The sequence below is a fragment of the Kibdelosporangium aridum genome, from assembly GCF_900176515.1.
In the GTDB taxonomy this organism is placed as follows: domain Bacteria; phylum Actinomycetota; class Actinomycetes; order Mycobacteriales; family Pseudonocardiaceae; genus Kibdelosporangium; species Kibdelosporangium aridum.
Genome location: NZ_FWXV01000018.1, coordinates 1 through 24,582, shown reverse-complemented (window position 1 = coordinate 24,582; position 24,582 = coordinate 1). Strand labels below are relative to the sequence as shown.

Genomic DNA, 24,582 nt, shown 5'->3' with positions numbered 1-24,582 from the left:
CGGCAGACCCCTCAGTACATTGACTGCCTTTCAACGGTTCCATGGGTTTCCTTCCTTGAGTCCATGTTGGATGCTGTGCATCGTCAGCTGGAGGATCGGCCGTGCTGCTGCGCATGGCTCACCTCGGCCTGACTAATACCTTCGCCCTGCTTCGCCTGCTCCCGATGAGGACCCGGGACAAGGACATCGAGATCCTGGTATCGCGCCACCAGACAGAAGTACTGCAACGGCAACTCGGCGACAAAGGTGCGATTCGGCGCGCGCCTTGACCAGCTTCGCGGGCAACGTTGCGACCGTCCTCATCGGATCGTGGGAGGTGGTCAGGCCGAAACACGAGGAGCGGCACTGGTTCCACGAACTCGCACTTCCTGTTCTTCTCCCCGACGGCGACCAGCCAGGCCTCGGCCGACGCGTTCCTTGGCCGCCTCGACGAGCGCACCACCGACCGCGACGTCGCGGCCACGAACGAGACCATCGGGGCCCAGGTCACCGCGCTGGCCAAGTGGGAGCAGAGCAGCACGCCGGCTGGCCTCCGGAACGTCTCGCAGCCCGTCCTGGTGGTCAACGGGGACAACGACGTCATGATCCCGACCATCAGCTCGTTCGCCCTCGCGCAGGTGCTGCCGAAAGCTCAGCTGAGCATCTACCCGGACTCCGGCCACGGAGCGCTCTTCCAGCACCACGAGCTGTTCGTCCGGCAGGTGCTGGACTTCCTCCGCGACTGACCGCCGCGGAGCAAACACCGAGACCGGCCCGGCCGGGCCGACCCACCACCGGTCCCGCCGAGCCGGCCACCTCGCCCGCTCCCGGCTACTCCCGCACGATGTCCATGGTCTGCAGGCGAAGCGCGTCCTGCCTTGGCGGCGCGCCGAACATTCGCCGGTACTCACGGCTGAACTGCGACGGATTGTCGTAGCCGACTGAGTATCCGATCGCGGCGACGTCATGGGGTGCCGCGATGAGCTCGATGCGGGCCTTCTGCAGTCTGATGTGTTTCTGGTACTGCACCGGGCTCATCGCGGTCACCGCACGGAAATGCCGGTTGAGGGAGGACACACTCGTGCCGATGTCCGACGCCAGGTCGTCGATCCGGATCACCTGGTCGTATCGAGACCTGATCCACGCGATCGCCCGTGCCACGAGTGCCAGGCGGCTGTCGGCTATCCCGACCTGCCGGAGCATGGCCGCCTGCGGCCCGTTCAACAGCCACCAGTGGATCTCCCGGCGCACGCCGGCCGCGAGCACCTGGAAGTCGCGTGGCCTGTCCAGCAGCCGCATCAGCCGGACGATGGCGTCGAGCAGATCGTCGCCCGCATCGCTGACTGCCATGCCTGGCCCGTCATGCGGGCGGATCGTCGTGGGGCCGCCGTCCACCAACAGCTGCGCGACAGTCGCGGGTTCGAGACGCAGCCCAAGAGCGAGAAACGGCTCGGTGGCGCTGGCTCGGATGATCTGCCCGACCACCGGAAGGTCAACGGTCACGACGGAGACCTGGCCGGGGTGGTGTTCGAAGGCATGCTCGCCAAGGACAGTGCGCTTGGCTCCTTGCGCGACCACGGTGAGCATCGGTTCGGTGACCGTCCCCATCGGCGCGGTCATCCGGTCCGTGGCGAAGACCAGGACGCCCTCGATCCATAGTGGACGATGTTTGTCCGTGGCGAGCCGCATGATCCGGCGGCCGAGTTCGTCCAGGCGGTCCATGAGTCGAGTGAACCACGGCCGTCAGCGCGCGTCCACTACAGCGATCCGGCCAAAGTTGAGCGGATCGTGCAGTGCAACGCGCACATCGGTCTAGGTGATCACGACGCGACCACATTGAATGGACTACGTACTCTCATTGTCCTAACTGGATGGGGATCCACGATGTCGCTCGATTCCTACGTCACTCTCGGCCGGTCAGGCCTGCGAGTCAGCCCGATCACCCTGGGCACGATGACCTTCGGCGACGACTGGGGCTGGGGTAGCAGCGCGGAGGACTCCGCCAAGATCCTCGCGTCCTATGTAGATCACGGCGGGAACTCCGTCGATACCGCCAACATGTACACCAACGGACACGCCGAGAAAATCATCGGTGACTACTTCGCCGGCCAACCGTCGCTGCGTGATCGGGTGGTGCTCGCCACGAAGTTCTTCTGCAACATGTACGAGGGAGACCCGAATGGCGGCGGGCCCAGCCGTAAGGGGATCGTGCAACAGCTGGAGAACTCGCTGCGCCGCCTGCGGACCGACTACGTGGACCTCTACTGGCTGCACAACTTCGACCCGGCCACACCGGTCGAGGAAACCCTTCGCGCACTGGACGACCTGGTCGCCGCGGGAAAGATCCGGTACATCGGGTTCTCCGACGTGCCTGCGTGGGCGACCGCGGAGGCGGCCACGATCGCCCGGTTGCGCGGATGGACGCCGATCATCGCGCTGCAACTCGAGTACTCCCTGCTCGAGCGCACCTCGGAAGGCGAACTGATCCCCATGGCACAGGCCATGGGCATGGGCGTGATGCCGTGGTCGCCGTTGAAGGGCGGTTGGCTGTCCGGCAAGTACTCCAGCGCCAACACCACATCGGTGGACACCACCCGCGGACGAGCACCGGGCGAGGCCGAACTGGTCGTGATCGACGCCCTCAACGCCATTGCCGAAGAGGTCGGCGCTACCTCCGCCCAAGTGGCGCTGGCATGGTTGCGAGGGCGACCAGGCGTCGTCTCCACTGTGATCGGCGCACGCCGGATCGACCAGTTCGAGACCAATATCGGCTCCCTCGACGTGACCCTCACCGATGCCCAGCGCGCCGCGCTGGACGAGGTATCGGTGCCCAAGCTGAACTTCCCCGCCGAGAACAACAGGCTGCTCGCACCGAGCCTGCAGTTCGCAGGGGCCACTGTGGACGGTCGACCGTCGACCGTTTCCCCGTTGCTGCACGCCAACAGCGCACGCTACTGACGAACCTGAGAGAAACACATGACACAGCAGTTCGCAGGCAAGACAGCCCTGGTCACGGGTGGCGGATCAGGCATCGGACGTGCCACCGCCCTGGCGCTGGCGGCTGAGGGCGCGCTGGTGACCGTCGCGGGCCGCACAGCGGACACGTTGCAGGAAACCGTACGGCTGATCCAAGCCCGCGGCGGAGCGGCACGACACGTCGTCGCTGATGTACGCGAGGAAGCTGCGATCGAAGCCGCTGTCGCCGCCGCGATCGGCGACAGCGGCAGGCTGGACTTCGCGGTGAACAACGCGGGTTACGACGGGGAATACCAGCTCACCCAGGACTACTCGACCGCCATGCTGGACGCGATGATCGCGATCAATGTCCGCGGTGTCTTCCTGTCGATGAAGCACGAGCTCAAGCAGATGGTCGCTCAGGGCTTCGGTTCGGTGGTGAACATGTCGTCGGGTGCGGGCCTTGTCGGCGTGCCCGGGTTTTCCGGATACACCGCGACAAAGGCAGCCGAGATCGGCATGACCAAGAGTTCGGCGTTGGAGGTCGCCGCGCTGGGCATCCGTGTCAACGCCCTGTGTCCCGGGATGGTCGACACTCCGATGATCGCGACGATGGACCCCGGCACGGAACCCATGAAGTCGATCATCGCCGCACACCCGGTCGGGAGGATCGCCCAGCCGTACGAGATCGCGGATGCCGTGGTGTGGCTCTGTTCCGACAAGACCGGGTTCATCACCGGCGTGGCGTTGCCCATCGACGGCGGCTACACCGTGCCGTAGCGGTACGTCCGGTCGGACCCATGAACCCGAACCAAGGAGCTCCAATGCCCAAACCTGTTGGGATGGCGACAAATCTTGTGAGCGCGGCACTCGGCCGTCTGTGGGGACTGCCCGCCAAACGTAACCGGGTCCGAGTGGCCAGGGCGGTCGAAGTACCGATGCGGGACGGCGTAACCCTGCTCACGGATCATTACATCCCGGTCACTGCCGAACGTGTGCCCACCATTCTGGTGCGTTGCCCTTACGGCAGGGGGTTTCCCTACAACATGTTGACGGCACAGCTGTTCGCCGAACGCGGTTATCACGTGTTGTTTCAAAGCACGCGCGGCACGTTCGGTTCAGGCGGTACGTTCACGCCTGCCGTCAGCGAACCTGACGACGCGCACGACACCGTTGCCTGGCTGCGTAAGCAGGATTGGTTCGACGGCAGGCTGGCGACGGCAGGTGGCAGCTATCTCGGTTACACACAATGGTCGCTTGCCATGGATCCGCCACCGGAACTGACCGCGATGGTCGTCATGATCGGTGTACACGACATTGGCCGGGCCGCGTACCGGCAGGGGCCGTTGGACCTGTACAACATGCTTTCCTGGTCGGAGCTGATTTCCCACCAGGAACGAGTGGGTCCGGTACGAGGGTTGGTCAGAATGGTGCGGGCCGAACGCCGACTGGCGAGCACGGTGGCTCGCTTGCCTTTGCGGGGCGCGATGGACGAAGTCGGCGGGAACGGCGCCCCATGGTACGACGAATGGGTCGACCACACTGACGTGACCGACCCGTACTGGCGGCCTTTCCGGGTCACCGAAGCACTTCAGCGGACCACAGTGCCGACCTTGTTGATCGGCGGATGGCACGACTACTTCCTCGACCAGACACTGGAGGAGTACAGCGCCCTGCGCTCGCGTGGCATCGACGTCGCTTTGACGATCGGGCCGTGGACACACCTCACCGTCGACAACAAGATCTCCATACCCCAGGCCATTTCCTGGCTGGACGCACACGCGGCGGGCCGTTCACCGGTGCGTCGTGAAGCTCCTGTACAGGTGTTCGTCGGCGGTGCCGGGCAATGGGAGAACTATGCGGACTGGCCACTACCAGGTGCCGAGTCCACGTTCTATCTGCGGTCAGACGGGAAACTCGCCGACTCGGCTCTCGTCGAGCCCGGCGCCACGAGTTTCCGGTATGACCCGGCAGATCCGACTCCCTCGGTCGGCGGCCGGGTGATGGCGCCCAGCGGTGGAGCGAAGGACAACCGGAAACTGGAAGCACGGGACGACGTTCTCGTCTTCACCACGGAGCCGCTCCCCCAAGCTGTCGAAGTACACGGCGCGCCAACAGTGGAACTGCATGTGACATCCGACAACGCGCACGCCGACCTGTTCGCCCGCATCTGCGACGTCGCCCCCGATGGCCGGTCGTTCAACATCACCGACCAGATCGTCCGATGCACCGATGCGGACACTGTGCCAGGACAAGTCCGGACCGTGCGGATCGCCCTCGATCCCACGGCACACCGGTTCAAGCCGGGGCACCGCATCCGGCTGCAGATCTCCGGTGGCGCGTTTCCTCGGTTCGCGCGCAACCTCGGCACCGGCGAAGCACCGGGTACGGCTACTGCCATACGGGCCACCCGGCACACCATTCACCATGACGCGACACGGCCATCTCGTGTCTCCTTGCCTATCGCCGTGGCTTGAAGATCAGTGCCTGCGCCGTGGCGCCTTAGAAGTTTGTCCCGATGGGCTAAACTCCGCGCGTGACCGCGTTTTCGTGAACCGATCATGCCGGTCATCCGTGTGTCCGCCGCACCAGGACGCGCGAAAGGATACGACAAATGGCCGATCTTCGTACATTCGGACTCCCCGATCGTGTTGTGGGAACCGATTCGGATATCACTCTCGCTCATCAGATGATCGACACGTGGCAGGCCGACGGGATCTTTCAGATCGCCTGCGATGACCGTCAGGCAGCGAAGGTCACCGAAGCGTTGATGGAGAGCAGGCGCTTCTTCGCTTCGGCCACCGAAGAGAAAGCAAAGTGCGTCAGTCCACTCAGCTACGCCGGGTACATCGCGTCCGGTGAGGAAGTGACCGCGGGCGAAGCGGACTACTCGGAGATCTTCACCGTCTGTCAGGACATCCCGCCCGACGACGTCCGCGTGCAGGCCGACTGGCCGTGCCACGGGCCGGTTCCGTGGCCCAGCGAGGGATACCAGCGGACCATGCGGGCCTACATGGACGAAATGGGCCTGATCGGCGAGAAGCTGCTGCGCCTCATCGCATTGGGACTTGACCTGCCCGAAATAGACGCACTAACCCGGCTCGCCGAGGGTGGCTGGCACCACATGCGAACTTTGCGATTCCCGGCACGCAACTCACTCACCGCGCGCGGTATCGGTGCGCACACCGACTACGGAATGCTCGTGATCGCCGCGCAGGATGACGTCGGCGGGCTGTACATCAGACCACCTGTCGAAGGCGAGAAACGAAACCGCAACTGGCTGGACTCGGAAAGCTCGGCCGGGATGTACGAGAACGAAGAGCCGTGGACGTTCGTCACGCCGGTTGCCGGCACGCTGACGGTTTTCCCGGGTGACATCCTGCAGTTCCTGACCGACGGCGTACTGCTCTCCACGCCTCACAAAGTACGGTTGAACGACCGCGAACGGTACACAATGGCGTACTTCCACGAGCCGAATTTCGACGCCGGGATCCGTCCACTGAGCGGCTCGGACGCCTTCATCCACTACGGCACGCATTTCACGAACATGTTCATGCGCTGCTACCCCGATCGGATCACCACCCGTGCGATTCTCGAGGCGGACCGGCTGTCGGTGTTGGCTCGCCTGGCCGAACGGGCCAGCGCCAGGACATGACCGGCCAAGAGTGCATCCTGGGTCTAGGCCGAGAGTGACACCGGTTCTGCCGCGGCTCCATCGGCGCAGACCTGCCACGGTCAACCCACCGCACGACCTCGCGTTGAACGCGCCGCCCGCCCCGACGCGGAACGCCGCATCGCCGTCGCGCGTTGAACGCGCGACGGCGGTCGCCGGGCTTTCGAACCTGCGTGCCCGGCTCGCGACCCCAGTCGCCCTGCGGGACTTCGGCATGCCCTGAACGGAAATCGGCCGCGCCGCCGCTAGATTACGAAGACCCCTGCTACTTACTGGCGGGCAATTGGTAGTCGCTCACGTTCTTGACCTTACGCAGGGACAACGACTCCACCGCGACCGCGCGCGAGCCGCTGAGGGTTAGCGCGGTGCGTTCGTGACGGGCGTGCGCTATCCAGGCGCCGTGGTCGTCCTGCCAGTAGTCGAAGGCGAGGGGTGTGCCGTCCACCTTGACCGTCACCGACTTCATGGCAGGCGGGCTCGGCGGGAGTTTGTCCGTCGGCACGTCGATGATGTCCTCGTCAGGGCCGAGGGCAGGCATCGTGACCAGCTGCATGTCGTACAGGATCGTTATGAGTTTGCGGTGTTCAACTTCGGTGTTGGCCTGGTTGCTCGCCACGTAGACGGTCTCGGCCGACGCCGGGTCCAGGGACGGACCGAACGCCAGAACGACATTGTTCGTCCCCACCGGCGGCCCAGGTGCGTCCGCCGAGTACCCCGAAAGATACCGCTCGCCCCGGTAGCTGTCGTCCAGTTCGTAGGCGTTGAAGTTGGCCGGATTCGGGTGATCCACGTGCGGCGGCGACGTGGGGGTCACCCGGCCCGGATGCGAACAACCTACGAGAACCAACAGCGCAGCAAGCGCCGCTGCGGCACGCTTCAAAATCCTCACCCCAGAAAGAAACCGGCACGCCCTGATGCGAGCGCGCTAGGCCGGATGGTACCTGGCCGGATTGCCCGGTGTGCCACGCTTCTTGCCAGACACGTCCAGCTCGTGGGGCGAGGGTGGTCATCTCCCGAAGGGGTTGGGCGAGTCCGGAGGCAGGGGTACCGACCTGGGCTGATTCCGTTCACGCTAGTGGAAGTCCTCGAAAGCAGGACACAATCGCCGTACTTGCAGCGGACCAGGGCATCGGTAGGCCGCAGCTGCGGACCGACATCATGTTGCTTCTCAAGGAGAATGCGAGCGACTGTCCTACATGGACACCAGCAGCTCGGCAGCCGGTCGCGATCCGAACGGCGGATGTGGATCCGTGTGTCACGTGACGCAGATCGGGTGGCGCACATGCGATCCCACGACCAGACTGCCCAGCCCACGCGCGAGTCCCATACAGATTCGCCACCGTCGCATCCGAGTCCACTGCTCCGGCCGTGACAACAACCTGGATGAGTCAATTCTGGCCCAGTCGAAGATGCGCGGAGGAGGTCGCATCTACAAGGTTGCAAGCGCCTTTGGTAGCGCCAAACGCCGCAACCCCTTCACTAGGCAGCGGGTATTCAATCCTGATTGAACGGTCTGTTCAGTGACCTCCCGCTCCGTCTAGCGTGCGGTGTCTAACTTGGATCCCTGAGGTGCCGCACCCGGCTCGACGGCCCGCGGCACACGGAAAGGAACCGGCAATGATAAAACTGCTGGAACGGGCGGGTGAACTGCTGCTGGAGCGGTTCATCCCACGAGTCGAGGCGCAGGCTGGGGAGACCTGGCGGGAAACCTGCGAGTGCCGTTACGACAGCGCCGGCATCGGGTACCTCTGGTGGCGCGACTGTCGCTACGCGCCAGGCAGCGGAGAGAAGCGGTGCGGCCCCTGCTGGAACAGCGCCATCCGTTGCTGACGACGCGGTGAATCAGGTTACGCCGGGCTGCGCCGTGCTGATGTGCGTGGTGTTCGGAGTCTCGGCGGCGGGCAAGCTCGGCGGCGGGCGGTGGCGCGCCTTCATGGCGTCGACGGGACTCCTGCGTCTGCTGCCGCCGAGCCTGCGGACCTGGGCGGCAGGTGCGGTGGTGGTGGCCGAACCGGCCATCGCCGCCGCGCTCGCCGGCGCCGTGGTGCTGGGTGACCCGCTCGCCGAGGTCGCCGGATTCGCCGGTGCGGCGGCGTTGCTGATGGTTTTCACGGGGGCGATCGTGATGTCGCTGCGCCGGGGCGATCGGACACCCTGCCGGTGTTTTGGGGCAGGCGCCACACCATTGGGGTGGCCGCACGTGATGCGCAACGCGGTGCTGCTGATCGTGGCCGGTGTCGGGCTGGCAGGTGCGGCCGCAGGTGGCGCGCCACAACCGGGAGCCGCGCTGGTGTCCGGCGTTGCCGGTGGCGCGTTCGGCCTGCTCCTGGTGCGGTTCGACGATCTTGTTGACCTGTTTCGCCCGGCGACCCGGGTCGGGGATGGCGTAAGGGGAAATCGATGACCGTGGTAATCATCGCGGTGACCGTGCTCGGCGTACTCGTGCTCGTCGATCTCGTGCTCACCCTGGGCGTAGTCAAGAGGTTGCGCACGCACGCCGCGCTGATCGAGCAGGCACTGTCCACAACGGACCCGATGCCGCCGATCATGGCGCCCCGGGGTGCCAAGGTGGCGCCGTTCGAGGCTCGCACCGTTGACGGGAAGACGGTCTCCCTCAGCGACCTGCTCGATCCCACGCTCGTCGGGTTCTTCTCCACCGACTGCCCGGCCTGTGGCGAGAACCTGCCCGCGTTCCTCGATCGGGCCCGCGTCCTTGGGCGCGATCGGGTGCTGGCCGTGGCCCACGGGGCCACCGATGAGGTGGCCGACCTGGTCGCGAAGCTCGGCGCGGTCGCCAGGGTGGTGACCGAGGCGCCGGACGGGCCCCTCGGCAGGGCGTTCTCCGTGCGAGGTGTCCCGGCACTGTGCCTCGTCGACCCGGCCGGAACGGTGGTGGCGAGCGCCTCGGAGATGGCCGGGCTGCCCACGCCGGCGGACGTCTCCCGGACATGATCGGGGGCGCTGCCACCGCGTTGGGCGTGGCGTGGCGTGCCGCGCCGGCGTTACTGCTCGGGCACCTGGCGGCCGGAGCGCTCACCGGGATCGTTCCAGTGGCCGCTGCGTGGTTCACCAAACTGGTGCTCGACCGGCTCGTCGCGGGCCGGACGGACGACCTGGTGTGGCCGGCGCTCGCGCTCGCGGCGGCCGGTGTGCTCACGATCGTGGTCGTCCAGGGCTCGCAGTACCTGTCAGCCGAGCTCGAACGCCGGGTGGCCATGCTGACCAGGGACCGGCTGTACACCGCGACCGGCCGCATGGCCGGGCTGGCGCGCCTGGAGCAGCCCGCGTTCCAGGACCGGCTGCGGATGGCGCAACTGCACAGCGACAGCGGCCCGCGGCTGATCCTGGAGTCGATCGTGGGCGGCGTGCAGTCGCTGATCACCCTGCTGGGCTTCCTCGGATCGCTCGCCACGCTGAGCCTGGTACTGGCCGCGGCCGCGTTGGTCGCCGCGGTGCCCGCACTTGTCGCTGAGATCCAGCTCAGCCGCCGGCGGGCCACCATGCTGACCGCGCTGAGCCCGACCGAACGACGACAGTTCTTCTACGCCGACCTGATGACAAGTCTGGACGCGGCCAAGGAGATCCGGCTGCTCGGCCTCAGCGCATTGTTCCGCAGGCGCATGCTGACCGAATTCGCGCACGTCAACGCCGAACGGCGCCGGATGGATCGGCGGGAATTCGGCGTGCAGGGGCTGCTTGGGATACTCGGCGCCGCCGTAGCCGGAGCCGGGCTGGTCTGGGCGATCCTCGCCGCTGGCCGCGGCCTGCTGACCGTCGGTGACGTCGCGGTGTTCCTGGCCGCGATGGCCGGTACCCAGGCCTCGATCACGGCCATCGCGGGCAGGCTCGGCACAGCCCACAACGCGCTGCTGCTGTTCGGCCACTACCAGGAAGTGACCAGCGCCGAGCCCGACCTGCCCTGCCCGCCCGACCCGGCACCGGTGCCCACGCTGAGTGACGGCATCGAACTGCGGGACGTGTGGTTCCGGTACAGCGAGGACCACCCGTGGGCACTGCGCGGGATCAACCTGACCATCCCGTTCGGACAGTCCCTGGCGCTGGTCGGCCCGAACGGGGCGGGCAAGAGCACGCTGGTGAAACTGCTGTGCCGGTTCTACGACCCGACCCTGGGCTCGGTGTTGTGGGACGGGGTGGACCTGCGCGACATGCCGGTCGAGCAGTTGCGCACCCGCATCGGCGCCGTGTTCCAGGACTTCATGTCCTACGAGCTGACCGCGGCGGAGAACATCGGGCTCGGCGACGTGGACGGCGCGGATGAACTGCAACCTGACACCGCGATGAAGGACCGGGTCGAGGACGCCGCCCGGCGGGCGGGCGTCCACGACATGCTCACCGGCCTCCCTCGTGGATACGACACGATGCTGTCCAGGTTGTTCCATGACGAGGACGACGACACCGGCGTTCTGCTGTCGGGTGGCCAGTGGCAGCGGGTCGCCCTGGCCCGCGCGTTCCTGCGAGACCAACGGGACCTGCTCATCCTCGACGAGCCGGCCTCGGGCCTGGACGCCGAGGCCGAGCACGAGATCCACACTCGTCTCGCCGCCCACCGGGCCGGGCGCACAAGCGTGCTGATCTCCCACCGTCTCGGGTCCGTGCGGGACGCGGACCGGATCGCAGTGCTGGTCGACGGTCGGGTCGAGGACCTCGGAACGCACCGCGAACTGCTCGGCAGGGATGCCACCTACGCCCGGCTGTTTCGCATCCAGGCCAACGGATACGCCCCGGCATGACCCGCTCCGGCCGGACCTACGGGGCCTGGCTGCGCACCAGGCTGGCGCGCCGCTGGGTCAGCGTGACGGTGGAGGGCGACAGCATGCGCCCGACCTTCAACCCCGGCGACCGGGTGCTCGCCCGGCGGGTCAAGACAACGCCGCAGGCCGGTGACATCGTCGTGGTCGAGGCCCCGGTGCTCTTGGGGAACCGGTCGACGTGGCATCTGCCGCCACCTGGCCCCGGCGACCTCGACCGCCGGTGGCTGATCAAAAGGGTGGCCGCGGTCGGCGGGGACCTCGTGCCGGCAGCCGCGGCCGGGGTTCTCGCCGCCGGTGAGGTGGTGCCTCCGGGAAGCCTGCTCGTGGTCGGCGACAACCCCGCGCACAGCCACGATTCCCGGCACCTCGGGCCCATCCCGGTGGACCGGGTCATCGGCCGGGTGGTGCCGTCTCGGCGAATCCGTTCGGATTTCTCGTGACATGTCACGAAAACAAGCGCGACCGGCCGCACATTGCGGCTCAATCGCGAGCAGGTGAGACCCTGTTGGGCCACGACCGCGCGGTCGTGGCCCAACAGAATCGAACCCAGCAGCGTTGAATCAGTAGTTCGTCAACTGGAAGTCGCTGACACCGTTGGTCTGCTCGGTCCACGCGCCGTGCGGGCCGCCATCCTTGACCGTCAGGGAACCGTTGGTGCGCAACACACCCACGCGGCCGGCGGGGGCGTCGACCTCGATCTTCGCCGCATCGCCCGCCTGGTCGAGCCAGCCTGCGTACAGGTTGCCGTGCTTGACCGAGGCGAGGCCGCTCTCGAACACGACGCCAAGGTAGTCACGGGACAGGTCGATGTCCGTGACGCCAGAGGTCTGCTCGACCCAGGGGGCGTGCAGGCCGCCTTCCTTCACCACGAGGGATCCGTTTTCACGGACCACGGCGACCCGGCCATGGCTGGCTTCCAACTCCAGGTCCGCGGCACCAGTCATCTGCGGGACCCATGGCGCCCACAGGTTGTCTTCCTTGACCGAAACCGTGCCGTCATCGGTGATCACGCCGATGTAGGTGCCGGAGAGCTCGACCTCCTTGACGTTCGATGCCTGTTCGACCCACGTGCCCTGCAGGCCGCCCTCCTTGACGAAGACCTTGCCGTCGGTGCCGAGCACCGCGACGCGGCCCTTGTTGGACTCCAGCGCGAAGTCCTTGACGTTGCCCGCCATGTGCAGCCAGCCCTGGAACAGGTTGCCCTGCTTGACATACAGGTCACCACTCGGGCTCAGCACGCCGACCATGTCGCCGTGCGCCTCGGACTTGACCATGCCACCGCCGTGCACGTCGGTCCACTGCGCGAACAGGTTTCCTTCTTTGACCGAAACCTTGCTGGTGGCGAAGTGCACGCCGATCCGTGGTGTCGCGGGTTTCACCGGGTCGGTCAGGCCGACCGGGCTGACGAACGCGGAAATCCGCTGAGATCCGATGAACTGGCCGACCCGGCCACCACCGGTGGCGAACTGGACGGTCGAGTTCATCGGGCCAGTGCCGCCGAAGTTGCCGTTGATCGTGCGGATCGTGCCGTTGGCGTACACGGTGTCGACGAGTCCGACATGGGAGGCCCAGCCGTTGCCGTTGTAGTCGAAGACCACCGCGTCGCCGATCTGCGGGACGTAGTTCGGGTCGGTGTGCAGCGTGCCCTTCTGCTGGCCGTACAGGTAGAAGCTGCCCGCCCCCGCGTTGAGCCGGTCGACGTTGAGCTTGCTGCTGCCCCACACCCATCTCGCGAAGTCCGCACACCAGGCGTGCCTCGCGGCGCAGCTGCCCGCGAAACCCTGGCCGCCGAGACTGTTGGTGCTGCAGGTCTGTTTGCCCAGGTTCGCGGCGGCCAGATCACGGACGTCGGTCCGCGTGTCCGCGGCGGCCGGCACCGTGCCGAGCAGGCCCATGACAGCGGCGGCGAGGATCGTGGTGAGCGTGCGTTTGGTCTTGGTGTTCATTTCTTCTCCTCCTTCACGTGTTTCAGCGAAGACATTTGATGGAGGCCTCGGGGACCGGGAGCGAGCCGCCATTGAAGTAGGCGAGCGCCTTCTTGTACGAGGCACAGCGGTTGAGCGACTCGGTCGGGTCGAGCCTGGGGTGATAGCCGATCGCCCGTCCGACGCCGCCCATGTCGTACACGTCAGCGGAAGCGTTGATGTTGCGCTGGACCGTCCAGTACCAGCGGGCGATCTTGGCGCTCCACTCGATCTTCGCCGCGTCCTCCGGGTGGTTGATGAAGTCGTGGCCGAAGTAGTTCGTGGCGGCGCGGTAGTTGAAGTCGGCGGTCAGCTGGATGAAGCCGCGGCCCTTGTAGAACTCGCCGCTGCCTGCTTCACCGGCGTTGTAACGGAAACCGCTCTCGTGCTTCAGCGTGGCGACCCACGCGGCCTTGCGGGTCGGTGAGGTGATGCCCGCGGCCTCCATCTGCTCGTTCAGACTCGGGATACCCGCTGCCACGGTCTCCGTGGCGTACGCGGAACCGTAGATGTTGACCAGATCAGCGGCTGAGACGTGCCTGCCCGCCGCCGCGGCAGGCGGTGCGGCGAGCTGCAACTGACGCGTGCCGTTCATCTGCTCGGTCCATGCGCCGTAAAGGCCGCCGTCCTTCACCGCGACGGTGCCGTTGGTGCGCAGCACCCCGATGCGGTCACCCGCGATCTGCATGTTCTGCACGTCGGCTACCTGGTTCACCCAGGTCGCGTACAGGCTGCCTTCCTTGACTGTGGCCAGGCCGTTGTTCAGCACGACACCGATGTAGCTGCCGGACAGTTCAAGCTGCTTGACGTCGGGGGCCTGCGCGGTCCAGTCGCTCCACAGGTTGCTCTCCTTGACCAGGACGGAACCGTCAGTGCGCAACACACCGACCCGGTCAGCTGACAGCTCCAGATCAGCGACATCGCCGATCTGGTCGACCCAGCTCGCGTGGAGATTGCCTTCTTTGACCGAGGCGAGGCCGTTGTCGAACACGACGCCGACCCGCGTCGCGGTCAGCTCCAGATCCTTGACGCCGTTGGTCTGCTCGATCCAGTGGGCGTAGAGGTCACCCTCCTTGACCGCGACGGAGCCGTCGGTGCGCAGCGCGCCGATCCGGTTGGCCGTCATGCGGAAGTCCTTCAGACCCGTCGCCTGCTCGGTCCAGTCGCTCCACAGCGTGCCTTCCTTGACCAGGAGCTTGTTGTCCGTGGTCAGCACACCGATCCGGTCACCCGCGATCTCGAACTTCTGGACCCCGCTCAGCTGCGTTGTCCATGTCGCGAACAGGGTTCCTTCCTTCACCAGTAGCGTGTCGCCGTTCAGCACACCGATTCGGTGGGCACCCGGGGGCAGTTCACCCGCGGTCGCGGTTGTCTGCATGGCGGTGAGCGAAATTCCGATGACGACAGTGGCCGTGATCAAACGGCCGAGAATGTTCTTGAGCGAAAACACGTCGGCTCCTTGCCGGGATTGGTCATGGGTGAACGGAATTCACGCGCCCGGGGCGGCGAGACCGATCTGCTGCGCGCCCGCGGTCTGATCGACGAAGGAACCCTGGCCGACCTTGACGGCGACGGTGCCGTCGGTGCGCAGCACGCCGATGCGGTCACCCGCGAGCTCGACGGCGGAAGCCTCGCCTGCCTGCTCCGACCATGCTCCGAACAGGCCGTCCTTCACGGCGACCGAGCCGTCCGTACGGACGACGCCGATGCGGTCGCCAGCCAATGCGAGCTTGTCCACGCCGCTGGCCTGCTCGATCCAGGTGCCTGCGAGGCCGTCCCGCACCGCGATCGAGTTGTCGGTCCGGACGACGCCGACGCGGGTGCTGGTCAGCTCAAGGTCTTTGGCCCCAGCGGTCTGCTCCACCCACGACGCTGTGAGGCCACCCTGCTTGACCAGCGCTGTCCCCGCGGTGGTGACAATGCCGATCCGGTTGTTCGTCACCTCGAAGTCGGTGACTCCGGTTGCCTGCTCGACGAACGGACCGTGCAGGCCTTCCGTGACCGCGAGCGAGCCGTCAGCCCTCAGTACCGCGATCCGGTTGCTGGACAACCGGAAATCCTGCACGCCCGTTGCCTGCAGCGCCCACTCGGCGGTCAGTTTCCCTTCCTTGACAAGCAGGCTGCCGTCGGTGGTCAGCGCGCCGATCAGGTCGCCCGCGATCTCGAACTTCCGCAGGTCGCCAAGCTGGCTCGTCCACGCGGCGAACAGACTGCCCTCCTTGACCGACAAGTGACCGTTCCGCAGTACGCCGATCCGGTCAGCTCCGGCTGGGAGCTCGCCAGCCGAGGCCGCGAACTGGCTGCCGGCCAAGGCGATCCCGGTGATCAGCGAAGCGGCGATGACGCGACCGAGGATGTTCTTCGTGACCCTCATCGTTGTCCTCTCATCGGTGTTGTTCACGCGGTGGGGGAAGCTTCGCGGCGACGACTGAAAGAAACCTCAAAGCGGAACCTGAAACCGGGGACGACGGTGCGGGCTGGTCTAAAAAGTCTCCAAAACCCGCAGGGGAGAACGACGAGGTTCGTGGGCCTCCCGGCAGCCGTGCAGCTGGAAAACGCTAGACGCTTCAGCCCATGCGGTGTCAGCGGCTGCTGTCTCGCCGAGGCCGTCCAGCGTCGTGGCCAGGTCGCGCAACGTGCGCGCCCGCCACACTGGCAGGCCGAGCACGTCCCACCACTGGATGGCACGTTCGAGGTGATGCCGGGCGTCCGCGTGCCGGCCCACTGCCAGATCCAGCTCGCCGATGGTGCGGAGCATCAACGCCTGGCCGAACCCGTCCTGCATCTCGTTGCAGGTATGCATGCACTCCAGCAGGTCTTCGCGCAGTTCGCCGCCGCGTCCCTGCCGGATACGGACCTTCGCAAGCGCCTGCACGGCGTACGCCGACATCAGCCGGTCATCAAGGCCGCGCAGGACATCGACGGCGCGGGTGCACCAACGTGCCGCGTCGTCAAGGCGTCCGGCGGCCCGGTGCACGATTCCCACCGACCGCAGGGCAATGGCCCATCCGCTTCGGTCGCCGAAGCTCTCGTACGCGGCGCAAGCCTGCGTGCACGCCGTCAGCGCGGCGTCCAGCTCGCCTTGCTCGGTCAGCACCCGGCCAATGCCGTGCAACGCTTGGGCGATCGCGGGCCGGTCGTCAAGCAGACGCAGTTCGGTCAGTACCTGGTCCAATGAGGACTGTGCGGCAGCGAGCTGACCGTGCTCTCGTTGGACGGTGCTGAGCGCGAGCCTGGTGATGGCCTGCCCGTGCCGGTCTCCGCTGCGTTCGTAGGCGACCAGGGCCTGATCGTAGTATTCGGTGGCCTCGATGAAGCAGTCCTGTTCGTACCGCAGCCATCCGAGCCCGGCGAGCAACCGTGCTTCACTGAGGCGGTCACCAGTTCTGCGGACGGCGGTGAGCGCGGCGGAGTGCGTCCGCCACCACTGTCCGAAGAGATTGCGCACGGCGAACCGGGATGAGCACAGCGCGGCCGCGAGCCGGGTCGCGACGTCGGTCAGGTCCAGTTCGCTGACCCGTTCGACCAGCCCGACCAACGCGTTCTCCTCCGCGTCGAACCATGCCTCGCGATCGACCACGATCTCGTTGAGATCATGTTCGTCAAGGTATTGCTCGAGAATCGGGGCTCGCACCACATCGAAGGTCGCGCGTGGCATGCCGTGCCCGGCAGCGACGACGAGCCCGATCCAGCACTCCGCCGCGCGCGCCACCGCGGTGCGGATCGTCTCGACGGTTTCCTCGGCTTCGCCGCGTTCCCGTGCGAACGCGCGGGTCAGATCATGGACCTGATAGCGCAGTGAGCCGCTGTCGTCCGTTGTGGACACATCAAGCAACTGGGCGTCGACAAGTCTCTCGACCGCCTCTTCCGCGTCGGCGGCGGAACAGCGTAGCAGCGGTGCCAGCACCCAGCCGCCGAACGACGACACATCGAGCAAACCAAGCCTGCGCAAGGCCATCCGCTCGCGTCCGGGCAGTCCGTCGTAGCTCAACGCGAGACTGCCGCGTACCTCCAGGTCCCCGATGGCGAGCTCCTGCAACACGCGGTGCCGCTTGCGCAACCGGTCAGTCATGCGGCTCAGCCGCCAGCGTGACCGCGCGGCAAGCCTCGCTCCAGCGATTCGCAGTGCCAGAGGCAACCTGCCACACAACCGTACGATTTCCCTTGCTGCGTCTCGTTCGTTCGCGACGCGACCGTCCCCCACTACCTTGTCCAGCAACTGCAACGCTTCCTCTTCGGCCAGCACGTGCAGACCCAGTTGTGCCGCGCCATCGAGCGCACTGAGCCGCTCCCGGCTCGTCACGAGCACAGCGGAAGCGTGTCCGCCGGGCAGAAGTGGCCGGACCTGCCGTTCTCCGACCGCATCGTCCAACACGACCAGGATCCGCCGGTCGGCGAGCATCGTGCGATAGAGGTGCGCGCGCTCGTCCGGCTCGTCAGGAATCGCGCTATCGGCCACACCAAGTGCACGCAGGAACCCCGCCAGCACCTCAGCCGGGTCGGCGCGCACGCCGCGCAGCGCCGCGTAGAGCTGACCATCGGGAAAGTGCTCGCGGACGCGGTGTGCCACGTGTACGGCGAGAGTGCTCTTGCCCGCGCCCGGTTTGCCGTAGATCGCGCACAGCCGCGACCCGGCCGTTTCCTCAGCCAAGCGCTTGCGCAATGTCGCGACCTCGGTGACACGCCCGGTGAAGTCGGCGATGTCGAACGGCAACTGGCTCGGGACGGCGATTTCCTCGCCGGATTGCTCGGCTGGCCCGTCTTCCGACCGCAGAACCTGTTCGTGCGCGCCCCTCAGGACAGGCCCGGGCTCAAGTCCCAGCTCCTCAAGCAGCGCTCGTCTGCCCTCCTGGTAGCACTCCAGTGCGTCAGCCGGGCGCCCCGCCTGGCACAGAGCCAGCATCAGTTGCCCACGTAACCGTTCGCGCAGCGGTTGTTCGGCGACAAGCGCGGTGAGTTCGGCCACGAGTGCCTCGCCGCGTCCCGTTGCCAGGTCGGCATCCACCCTGTCTTCAAGCGCGGCCAGGCGTAACTCGTCGAAACGCGCCCGCTCGTTCTCAGCCCAGGTGCCTTGCGCCCCACCCAGTGCGGGCCCTCGCCACACGGCCAGCGCCGCCTGGAAATGCGCCACGGTCTCGCCGGGCCTGCCCGCTGCCCAGGCGCGGCGTGCCGCAGCCGCTTCGCGGGTGAAGACATGCAGGTCAACCTGATCGGGCTCGGCGTCAAGGCGGTAGCCGCCACCGGACCGTACGATGATCTCGTTGCCCAGTACACGGCGCAATGTGGAGATATAGGTGTAGATCGCGTCTCTGGCCCGGTCCGGCGGACTCTCGCCCCAGATCGCGTCGATCAGCTGCTCCAACACAACCATGCGGCCCGTCCGCACCGCCAGCATCGCGAGCAGCGTCCGCGGCTTCGGCCCACCAAGCCGAACGGACGATCCCGCGACTATGACCTCGATCGGACCCAGCACGCGGAACTCCATATGCCCCCCTGGCCGGCGAGAGCACTTCCGCGCGACCCCGTCCGGCGATCATCGAGGCTATGGACGGGCTGACAACGCTGTCAATCAACCGTTCCCGGGTTTCAGCGGTCGCTGAACATGACGCTCATGATGTTCGGCCTCCTTGGCGACTGCGACGATCGTCTGCGGCCCGCCTGTCCTGGTCGAGAATGCGGCCATCCGGTTTGACCGGGAACGCGGGCGCGTTGCGCGGCAACTTCAACCAGTTGCGCAAGCTCAAGAAGTCGCACCCGCGGATCAAGGTGATCTTCTCGTTCGGCGGCTGGGCCTGGTCCGGCGGCTTCGGCCAGGCCGTGCAGAACCCACCGCCTTCGCGAACTCCTGCTACAACCTGGTCCGTTTTCGGTAATTTCGAAGGGTGTTACGCATCCTGATCGCGATGCTGGTCCTCACCGGCTGCGCGACAACGCCGACACCAACTCCAACACAACCGACGCCACAACAGCCGACGGGCACTCTGCCCTCGACGCCCGTCGAAGTCCCGACCGAGTCGCCGCCACCGCCTCCGGCAGACTGGTTCGAGGTCCTGGTGAACTCGTTCGGCCGCCGGACCCCACCGTCGGGAGAAGGCGAGTGGAGGACGTTCAGCCACCGGCACCAGACCACGACGATGTACGTGACCTTCCACAACATCGGCGAAGAACCGATCACCGCACCGAAGATCGAGTTCTCGCTCGAACAGCGACAGCCGACCAGCGAACCCGGCCGGGGACTGGAGACCCACTTCACCGGGGCGAGCGGCGACGACTGGCGGTGCACCGGCGCCGAGGCATCGATCACCTGCACGAGCGAGGCGACCGTCGAACCTCGTGCGTCGATGCCGACCATCGACATCGGGGTCAAGGCAGTCGCCCCCGTGAACACGCGCACGCATTTCATCGCGGCCTTCGGCGATCTGCGTTACGAAGCCATTGTCCACTACGACACCAGCACATAGGTACTGGTCAGAGACGCAGGGATCGGAAGGCCCTGACCGCCGCGCGGTGGCGACCCGCATGTTCGGGGTCGGCTGACGCCGAGCCGTCGATGCGTGCGATCGCCCGCGAGGCCGGAGTTGGCATCGCCACGCTCTACCGGCACTTCCCGACCCGCGAGTCGCTGGTCGACGCGGTCTACCGGGACCAGGTCGCTCGACACGCTGCTCGCGATGATCGAGTCGGGGGAGATCGCCCACGCCCAGATCCTTATACCGTGATTCGGTTCGTGCACGTCTGCGGAGCGCTGGATGTGTCTGCACCGGACGTGCTCGGCTTGTCGCTCCAGTGCGTCCAAATCGACTTGTATCGCAACAGCATCCAGCGGTCACTGTGGACAGTGAGGGGGCGCGGCACGAAGCCGTGCGCCCCGCAGCGGCTGCTCCAGGCGCTGGCTCGGTGTCGGGATTGGACGGAACTGGCGCGCAGCCTCGTGGTGTACGAGGCGGCTGACCCCGCGCACGCCGACCACGCGCGGGCAATCCTTGCGGGTCAGGTCGCCTTGGGTGCGGCGCGGATGTGGGCACGTTCACCCTGTCTGCCGATAAGGCAGAGGTATTCGACCGGTTGGGTGGTGGCGGCGCCGAACCAGTGTGGTGTGCGGGTGTCGAATTCGGCGGCTTCTCCGGGGGACAGTGTCAGGTCGTGCTCGCCGAGAGTGAGTCGCAGCTGTCCATTGAGGACGTAGACCCATTCGTATCCCTCGTGGCTTTGCGGGTGGGGTTCTTGCGGGCGCTTGCTGCTGGGGATTACGAACTTGTACGCCTGGATGCCGCCGGGGCGTCGGGTGAGCGGCAGCACGGTCATGCCGTTCTTACAGGTGATAGGTCGCAGGTGAACACGGGGATCGCCGGTGGGCGGAGCGTCGACGAGCTCGTCGAGCGGAACGCCGTGCGCCCGGGCGAGCGGTAGCAGTTGTTCCAGCGTCGGCCTGCGGTTACCGGACTCAAGGCGGGACAGGGTGCTGATGGAGATGCCTGTCCGTGCCGACAGCTCGGCGAGTGTCGTTTCGCGTTCCTGGCGCAGAGCGCGCAGCCGAGGGCCGACCGCGTCGAGCGCCCGGTCGATGTCGTCGTCCATTGGCCAAGTTTGCCACATTGGCAAACAGATTTGCATGCCCGTAATCGACGTTGCACGGTTGCTGTGGAGGTGATCGCCGTGACCGATGCGCCAAGCGACACATTCGACGTAGTGGTGCGTGTAGGTGAAGTTGCGTCTTTGGAGATCGCCGACGACCGTCTGGTGGGCGTGCGACTGGCCAGCGGCGCGGTGGTCGCCCGCGAAGCGGTGGCGGTGTCGCCACGGATGGTCGCGCGAGCCGGTTTCCTTGCTGGCTTGGGGATCCAACCGACGTCACATCCTATGGGCGAGTACATCGAGGCGGATCGGACCGGCCGCACCGCCGTGCCCGGCGTGTGGGTGGTCATTCCTGGGTTTGACAGATTGGCAACTTACTTTGGGCACGCGGAGCGGAGCCGCACATCACGCTCGCGACGCTCTGACAGGGAAGAAGACGGAGCATGCTGGACGTACAGGTAGTCGAGACATCGTCGCTGGGTGACCGCAGTTATCTCGCGCACGACGGCGAATCTGCCGCGGTGATCGACCCACAACGCGACATCGATCGGATCCTCGACCTGGCAGGCAGGCTGGGTGTGCGGGTCACGTGGGTGCTGATCTGCTTGGCAGGCAACACTCCGCGGAACTGGCTCGTCGGCAGCGCAATTCAGCGCATCGTCTGGCTACTGCCGTAGCGGATATCGAGCCGCCGCCGCGGCCTCATTGCTCGCCCGCGCACACAAAACCGTGGTCCTCATCGACGACGCCTTCGATCACGCGGACGCGGCCGGGATCCCGATGGTGGCCTGACCAGTGCTGGTGACCGCCGCGCTGGCCGGGCTGCTCATCGGGCTTGCACTGGGCCTGCTCGGTGCGGGCGGTTCCATTCTCGCGGTGCCTGCCCTCGTCTATGTTGCCGCGCAACCACTCTCCGCGGCTGTTCCCACCTCCTTGCTGGTAGTCGGGGCATCGGCGGCAGCAGCGGTGGTGCCCCGGTTACGGGCTGGCATCGTGCACTGGCCCGTCGCCCTGATCTTCGACGCTGTGGGCATTCCCGCCACCATCGCGGGTGCGACGTTGGGACAGTTGATGCCACCCCGCCTCCAGCTATTGGACGGTTTGCCGATTTGGCAAACTTATTTGCCAAATCGGCGAAACGTTGCAAACCTGCATGTACGACCAACAACACGCCGACGAAAAACACGAGCGTCGAAGGAGGAAGTCATGCCTGGCGAGCAGGGGAAGGCGTCCACGGAATACGTTTCCGAAGAAAGCGCACTGGCCGAACACGAGACGTGGCGGCGAGAGCGGTGGGAAGAGGTTTCCGGACCGCGGGGATTGGCGGCGACCACCGTACTGGCGAAGATCACGGAATCGGAACAGACCATACCGGGCGTACCTGGCCACTGGAGCCCACCCACCGCGGGAAGTGTGCGATTCACCGCGACATCCGAGGACGGAGTGTCGGTCGCAGGCGAACCTGTGGACGGCACCGTGGAACTCGCCTCGCGGACCAGCATCGAATTCCACGATGGGCGTTTCGGCATCGTCGGCGTCTACGACGGGATGGGGGCGTTGACCGTCTGGGACCCACACGCCCCCACGCTGACCCGGCTGAAGGAGATCGCGACCTACCCATTCGATCCGACCTGGATCATCGACGGCGAGTACGTCCCGGCACCCGCGGACCGGGTGGCCGACGTGACACGATTGACCAACCCGCCGAGCAAGGACACCATACCGGCGCCTGGTGACATCATCGTCGAACTGAACGGCGAACGGCACAGGCTGGTCGCGGTCGAGTACGCCACCGGCGAACTGCTTCTGGTGGTGTTCACCGACTCCACCAGTGGCAGCGCGACACCGGGAATCGGCCGCTGGCTGATCCTGCCGAAGCCCGAGGGTTCAACCGTCCGTCTGGATTTCAACCGGGCGATTGTCCCCAACCACGTTTTTTCCGACTTGTTTCCCTGTCCGCTGCCGCCTGCGGGGAACCACCTTCCGCTCCGTGTGGAGGCGGGCGAACGGGGCCCGGTCCACGCCGACGAATGATCCGAACCCCGGCAAGGGTACGCCGCACGACCACTTTCAACGAAGGAGAACCTGGCATCATGACGGAGACGTTGCGCGAGACAGTCGTGCGGTATCTACGACGTTTTGAACAGGGTGACTACGCCGGCATGCGGGCGATGTTCACCGACAAGGCCACCGTGTGGAACGGCCAAGGGGAACAGGCGATCGACGACACCATCGAAATGCTCCGTGCGGGCGCCGCCAACATGCAGTCACTACGGTACGACATCGTCCGGCAGTTCGAGCAGGACAACGAGGTGCTCCAGCAGCACGTACTTCGTATCGTGCTGAACGACGGCAATCGGATCGACATGCCCGTAGCGATGTACTTCCGATTCGAGAACGGTCTCATCGACCGCATCGAGGAGTACGCCAACTTCACACCGCCGGAAGAGTAACCACTACCGACGACGATGCTCCGCGTCAGGGCTCACCAGGACGCGGAGCCGATCGCGCGGAACGACCCATGCATGTCCAAAGACGCTTGAACAAGGGTCATTCGGGCAAAGTATACGAGCGACCCTCCAGATCCAGCTGTACGAACGCGGTCGTGGATGCGATGTCTCCGTGTCCTGCGGCGAGACGGTCCGCCCGCCCACGTGTTCGGCTTCGGAGGTCATCTGCGCGAGCTTCGCGACCGTGACTGTCCTCTTTTGACACTGTCCGGCCGCGTGAACGCCGTGGCCGCGTGCTGCACATCGAGCCGGCGGTGGGTGGGTCTGCGCTAGCCGCGGAACCGATCCGTCGCTTCCAGCAGCGCCTTGAGGATGCCAGGCTCGTCGTAGGCGTGCCCAGCATCCGGCACCAGCACCAGTTCCGCCTCCGGCCAGGCCTTGTGCAGATCCCAGGCCGACACCGCCGGCGTGGCGACGTCGTACCGTCCCTGCACGATCACCCCGGGAATGCCCTTCAACCGCACGGCGTCCCGGATCAGCTGCCCCTCCTCCAACCACCCGTTGTTGACGAAGTAGTGGTTCTCGATCCGCGCGAACGCCAGCGCGTACTCCGGCACCGCGAACTGTGCCACCAGCTCCGGCCGGGGCAGCAACGTCACCGTGGCGCCCTCCCAAGTGCTCCACGCGACCGCCGCCGGCCCGTGCACCGCGGGATCCGGGTCAGCCAGCAGCTTCGCGTACAACTCGACGGGATCGCCGTCGAGCCCAGAGATGGGCGCCATGAACTTCTCCCACAGATCTGGGAAGAAGTTCGCCGCTCCACCTCGGAAGTACCAGTCCACTTCGGACGAACGCAGCGTGAAGATCCCGCGCAGCACCAGCTCGGAAACCCGCTCCGGATGCGTCTGCGCGTACGCCAGTGCCAGCGTCGATCCCCAGGATCCGCCGAACACCTGCCAGCGAGAGATGCCCAGCGACTCCCGCAGCCGTTCCATGTCGGCGACGAGATGCCAGGTCGTGTTCAGGGACAGATCGCCCGACTCCGAAGCATGCGGCAGAGAACGACCACACCCGCGCTGGTCGAACAGGACGATCCGGTAGGCGGACGGGTCGAACAGGCGGCGATGCGACGGCGAACATCCGCCACCGGGGCCGCCGTGCAGGAAGACGACCGGCTTGCCGGAAGGATTCCCGCACTCCTCCCAGTACACGAG

Annotated in this window: 24 protein-coding genes and 4 pseudogenes; 19 read left to right on the top strand and 9 right to left on the bottom strand. The window is 66.2% G+C overall.

Annotated elements, in window-relative coordinates:
* Window positions 1-101 precede the first annotated feature (101 nt).
* Both B9C43_RS59235 and B9C43_RS51490 read left to right on the top strand, forming a co-directional pair.
* Window positions 102-269, top strand: a complete 168-nt coding sequence (locus B9C43_RS59235) for a hypothetical protein (RefSeq protein WP_160097337.1) — start codon at window positions 102-104, stop codon at window positions 267-269.
* An 18-nt stretch (window positions 270-287) separates the two neighbouring features.
* Window positions 288-725 (top strand): alpha/beta fold hydrolase, encoded by a 438-nt coding sequence (locus B9C43_RS51490; RefSeq protein WP_084434559.1) that lies wholly within the window; start codon window positions 288-290, stop codon window positions 723-725.
* Window positions 726-810: 85 nt separating this feature from the next.
* Here the strand turns inward: B9C43_RS51490 and B9C43_RS51485 are convergent, their stop codons facing one another.
* The gene (locus B9C43_RS51485) at window positions 811-1,701 is read right to left on the bottom strand and encodes an AraC family transcriptional regulator (protein WP_084434558.1); all 891 of its coding nucleotides are present in this window, start codon (window positions 1,699-1,701) and stop codon (window positions 811-813) included.
* Between the two features lie 162 nt (window positions 1,702-1,863).
* Here B9C43_RS51485 and B9C43_RS51480 point away from each other — a divergent pair, with 162 nt between their 5' ends.
* From B9C43_RS51480 to B9C43_RS51460, 5 genes are all read left to right on the top strand, one after another.
* The gene (locus tag B9C43_RS51480) at window positions 1,864-2,937 is read left to right on the top strand and encodes an aldo/keto reductase (protein WP_084434557.1); all 1,074 of its coding nucleotides are present in this window, start codon (window positions 1,864-1,866) and stop codon (window positions 2,935-2,937) included.
* Between the two features lie 18 nt (window positions 2,938-2,955).
* A complete protein-coding gene (locus B9C43_RS51475) occupies window positions 2,956-3,714 on the top strand; it encodes a glucose 1-dehydrogenase (protein WP_084434556.1) in 759 nt (252 codons plus the stop codon).
* 44 nt (window positions 3,715-3,758) lie between these two features.
* Window positions 3,759-5,411, top strand: coding sequence for a CocE/NonD family hydrolase (locus B9C43_RS51470; protein WP_200826087.1), 1,653 nt, complete (start codon window positions 3,759-3,761; stop codon window positions 5,409-5,411).
* A gap of 137 nt (window positions 5,412-5,548) precedes the next feature.
* On the top strand, window positions 5,549-6,589 hold the full coding sequence (locus B9C43_RS51465; protein WP_033392430.1) for a 2-oxoglutarate and iron-dependent oxygenase domain-containing protein: 1,041 nt from the start codon (window positions 5,549-5,551) through the stop codon (window positions 6,587-6,589).
* A 34-nt stretch (window positions 6,590-6,623) separates the two neighbouring features.
* A complete protein-coding gene (locus B9C43_RS51460; protein ID WP_084434554.1) occupies window positions 6,624-6,830 on the top strand; it encodes a hypothetical protein in 207 nt (68 codons plus the stop codon).
* A 42-nt stretch (window positions 6,831-6,872) separates the two neighbouring features.
* On the opposite strand, the gene B9C43_RS51455 is transcribed toward B9C43_RS51460, so the two are convergent.
* Complete coding sequence (locus B9C43_RS51455) at window positions 6,873-7,421, bottom strand: hypothetical protein (protein WP_143447203.1); 549 nt, start codon at window positions 7,419-7,421, stop codon at window positions 6,873-6,875.
* A gap of 803 nt (window positions 7,422-8,224) precedes the next feature.
* Here B9C43_RS51455 and B9C43_RS51450 point away from each other — a divergent pair.
* Genes B9C43_RS51450 through B9C43_RS51430 form a run of 5 tightly spaced genes read left to right on the top strand, consistent with a single transcriptional unit; the run spans window position 8,225 to window position 11,819 of the window.
* A complete protein-coding gene (locus B9C43_RS51450) occupies window positions 8,225-8,437 on the top strand; it encodes a hypothetical protein (protein ID WP_033392432.1) in 213 nt (70 codons plus the stop codon).
* Window positions 8,438-8,444: 7 nt separating this feature from the next.
* Window positions 8,445-9,011, top strand: a complete 567-nt coding sequence (locus B9C43_RS51445; RefSeq protein ID WP_143447202.1) for a MauE/DoxX family redox-associated membrane protein — start codon at window positions 8,445-8,447, stop codon at window positions 9,009-9,011.
* Entirely contained in the window at window positions 9,008-9,559 is a 552-nt protein-coding gene (locus tag B9C43_RS51440) for a TlpA disulfide reductase family protein (protein WP_084434551.1), read from the top strand. The genes B9C43_RS51445 and B9C43_RS51440 overlap by 4 nt, the downstream gene beginning before the upstream one ends.
* A complete protein-coding gene (locus B9C43_RS51435; protein WP_084434550.1) occupies window positions 9,556-11,358 on the top strand; it encodes an ABC transporter ATP-binding protein in 1,803 nt (600 codons plus the stop codon). Before B9C43_RS51440 ends, B9C43_RS51435 begins: the two co-directional genes overlap by 4 nt.
* Window positions 11,355-11,819, top strand: coding sequence for a S26 family signal peptidase (locus tag B9C43_RS51430; protein WP_084434549.1), 465 nt, complete (start codon window positions 11,355-11,357; stop codon window positions 11,817-11,819). The genes B9C43_RS51435 and B9C43_RS51430 overlap by 4 nt, the downstream gene beginning before the upstream one ends.
* A 120-nt stretch (window positions 11,820-11,939) precedes the next feature.
* On the opposite strand, the gene B9C43_RS51425 is transcribed toward B9C43_RS51430, so the two are convergent.
* The 4 genes from B9C43_RS51425 to B9C43_RS51410 all read right to left on the bottom strand — a co-directional run bounded on the left by B9C43_RS51425 (window position 11,940) and on the right by B9C43_RS51410 (window position 18,816).
* Window positions 11,940-13,325, bottom strand: a complete 1,386-nt coding sequence (locus tag B9C43_RS51425; protein WP_160097335.1) for a CHAP domain-containing protein — start codon at window positions 13,323-13,325, stop codon at window positions 11,940-11,942.
* Between the two features lie 22 nt (window positions 13,326-13,347).
* Window positions 13,348-14,793, bottom strand: a complete 1,446-nt coding sequence (locus tag B9C43_RS51420) for a glycoside hydrolase family 19 protein (protein WP_084434547.1) — start codon at window positions 14,791-14,793, stop codon at window positions 13,348-13,350.
* Window positions 14,794-14,832: 39 nt separating this feature from the next.
* Window positions 14,833-15,717: a hypothetical protein gene (locus B9C43_RS51415; RefSeq protein ID WP_084434546.1), complete on the bottom strand. Its 885-nt coding sequence runs from the start codon at window positions 15,715-15,717 to the stop codon at window positions 14,833-14,835.
* Window positions 15,718-15,825: 108 nt separating this feature from the next.
* Window positions 15,826-18,816, bottom strand: a complete 2,991-nt coding sequence (locus B9C43_RS51410) for an AfsR/SARP family transcriptional regulator (RefSeq protein ID WP_235039330.1) — start codon at window positions 18,814-18,816, stop codon at window positions 15,826-15,828.
* Window positions 18,817-19,046: 230 nt separating this feature from the next.
* Between B9C43_RS51410 and B9C43_RS51405 the strand changes: the two are divergent.
* From B9C43_RS51405 to B9C43_RS60320, 3 genes and pseudogenes are all read left to right on the top strand, one after another.
* Window positions 19,047-19,204: pseudogene (locus B9C43_RS51405) on the top strand (glycosyl hydrolase family 18 protein); the annotation flags it as partial.
* 21 nt (window positions 19,205-19,225) lie between these two features.
* The gene (locus tag B9C43_RS51400; protein WP_084434544.1) at window positions 19,226-19,804 is read left to right on the top strand and encodes a hypothetical protein; all 579 of its coding nucleotides are present in this window, start codon (window positions 19,226-19,228) and stop codon (window positions 19,802-19,804) included.
* An 89-nt stretch (window positions 19,805-19,893) separates the two neighbouring features.
* Window positions 19,894-19,938: pseudogene (locus B9C43_RS60320) on the top strand (hypothetical protein); the annotation flags it as partial.
* A 395-nt stretch (window positions 19,939-20,333) separates the two neighbouring features.
* On the opposite strand, the gene B9C43_RS51390 reads toward B9C43_RS60320, so the two are convergent.
* Complete coding sequence (locus B9C43_RS51390; RefSeq protein ID WP_084434543.1) at window positions 20,334-20,921, bottom strand: helix-turn-helix domain-containing protein; 588 nt, start codon at window positions 20,919-20,921, stop codon at window positions 20,334-20,336.
* Between the two features lie 440 nt (window positions 20,922-21,361).
* Between B9C43_RS51390 and B9C43_RS51380 the strand changes: the two are divergent.
* Window positions 21,362-21,517: pseudogene (locus B9C43_RS51380) on the top strand (MBL fold metallo-hydrolase); the annotation flags it as partial.
* 103 nt (window positions 21,518-21,620) lie between these two features.
* Here the strand turns inward: B9C43_RS51380 and B9C43_RS59225 are convergent.
* The gene (locus B9C43_RS59225; RefSeq protein WP_235039341.1) at window positions 21,621-21,824 is read right to left on the bottom strand and encodes a hypothetical protein; all 204 of its coding nucleotides are present in this window, start codon (window positions 21,822-21,824) and stop codon (window positions 21,621-21,623) included.
* On the opposite strand from B9C43_RS59225, the pseudogene B9C43_RS59220 reads away from it, so the two are divergent.
* From B9C43_RS59220 to B9C43_RS51370, 3 genes and pseudogenes are all read left to right on the top strand, one after another.
* Window positions 21,732-21,944 (top strand): annotated as a pseudogene (locus tag B9C43_RS59220) (TSUP family transporter); the annotation flags it as partial. The gene B9C43_RS59225 and the pseudogene B9C43_RS59220 sit on opposite strands and share 93 nt — an antisense overlap.
* Window positions 21,945-22,124: 180 nt before the next feature.
* A complete protein-coding gene (locus tag B9C43_RS51375; RefSeq protein ID WP_235039338.1) occupies window positions 22,125-22,952 on the top strand; it encodes a DUF1684 domain-containing protein in 828 nt (275 codons plus the stop codon).
* A 59-nt stretch (window positions 22,953-23,011) separates the two neighbouring features.
* Window positions 23,012-23,371 carry a nuclear transport factor 2 family protein gene (locus B9C43_RS51370; protein WP_084434540.1) on the top strand — a complete coding sequence of 120 codons (360 nt, stop codon included), beginning with the start codon at window positions 23,012-23,014 and terminating at the stop codon, window positions 23,369-23,371.
* A 326-nt stretch (window positions 23,372-23,697) separates the two neighbouring features.
* On the opposite strand, the gene pip is transcribed toward B9C43_RS51370, so the two are convergent.
* The gene (gene pip, locus B9C43_RS51365; RefSeq protein WP_084434611.1) at window positions 23,698-24,579 is read right to left on the bottom strand and encodes a prolyl aminopeptidase; all 882 of its coding nucleotides are present in this window, start codon (window positions 24,577-24,579) and stop codon (window positions 23,698-23,700) included.
* Window positions 24,580-24,582 lie beyond the last annotated feature (3 nt).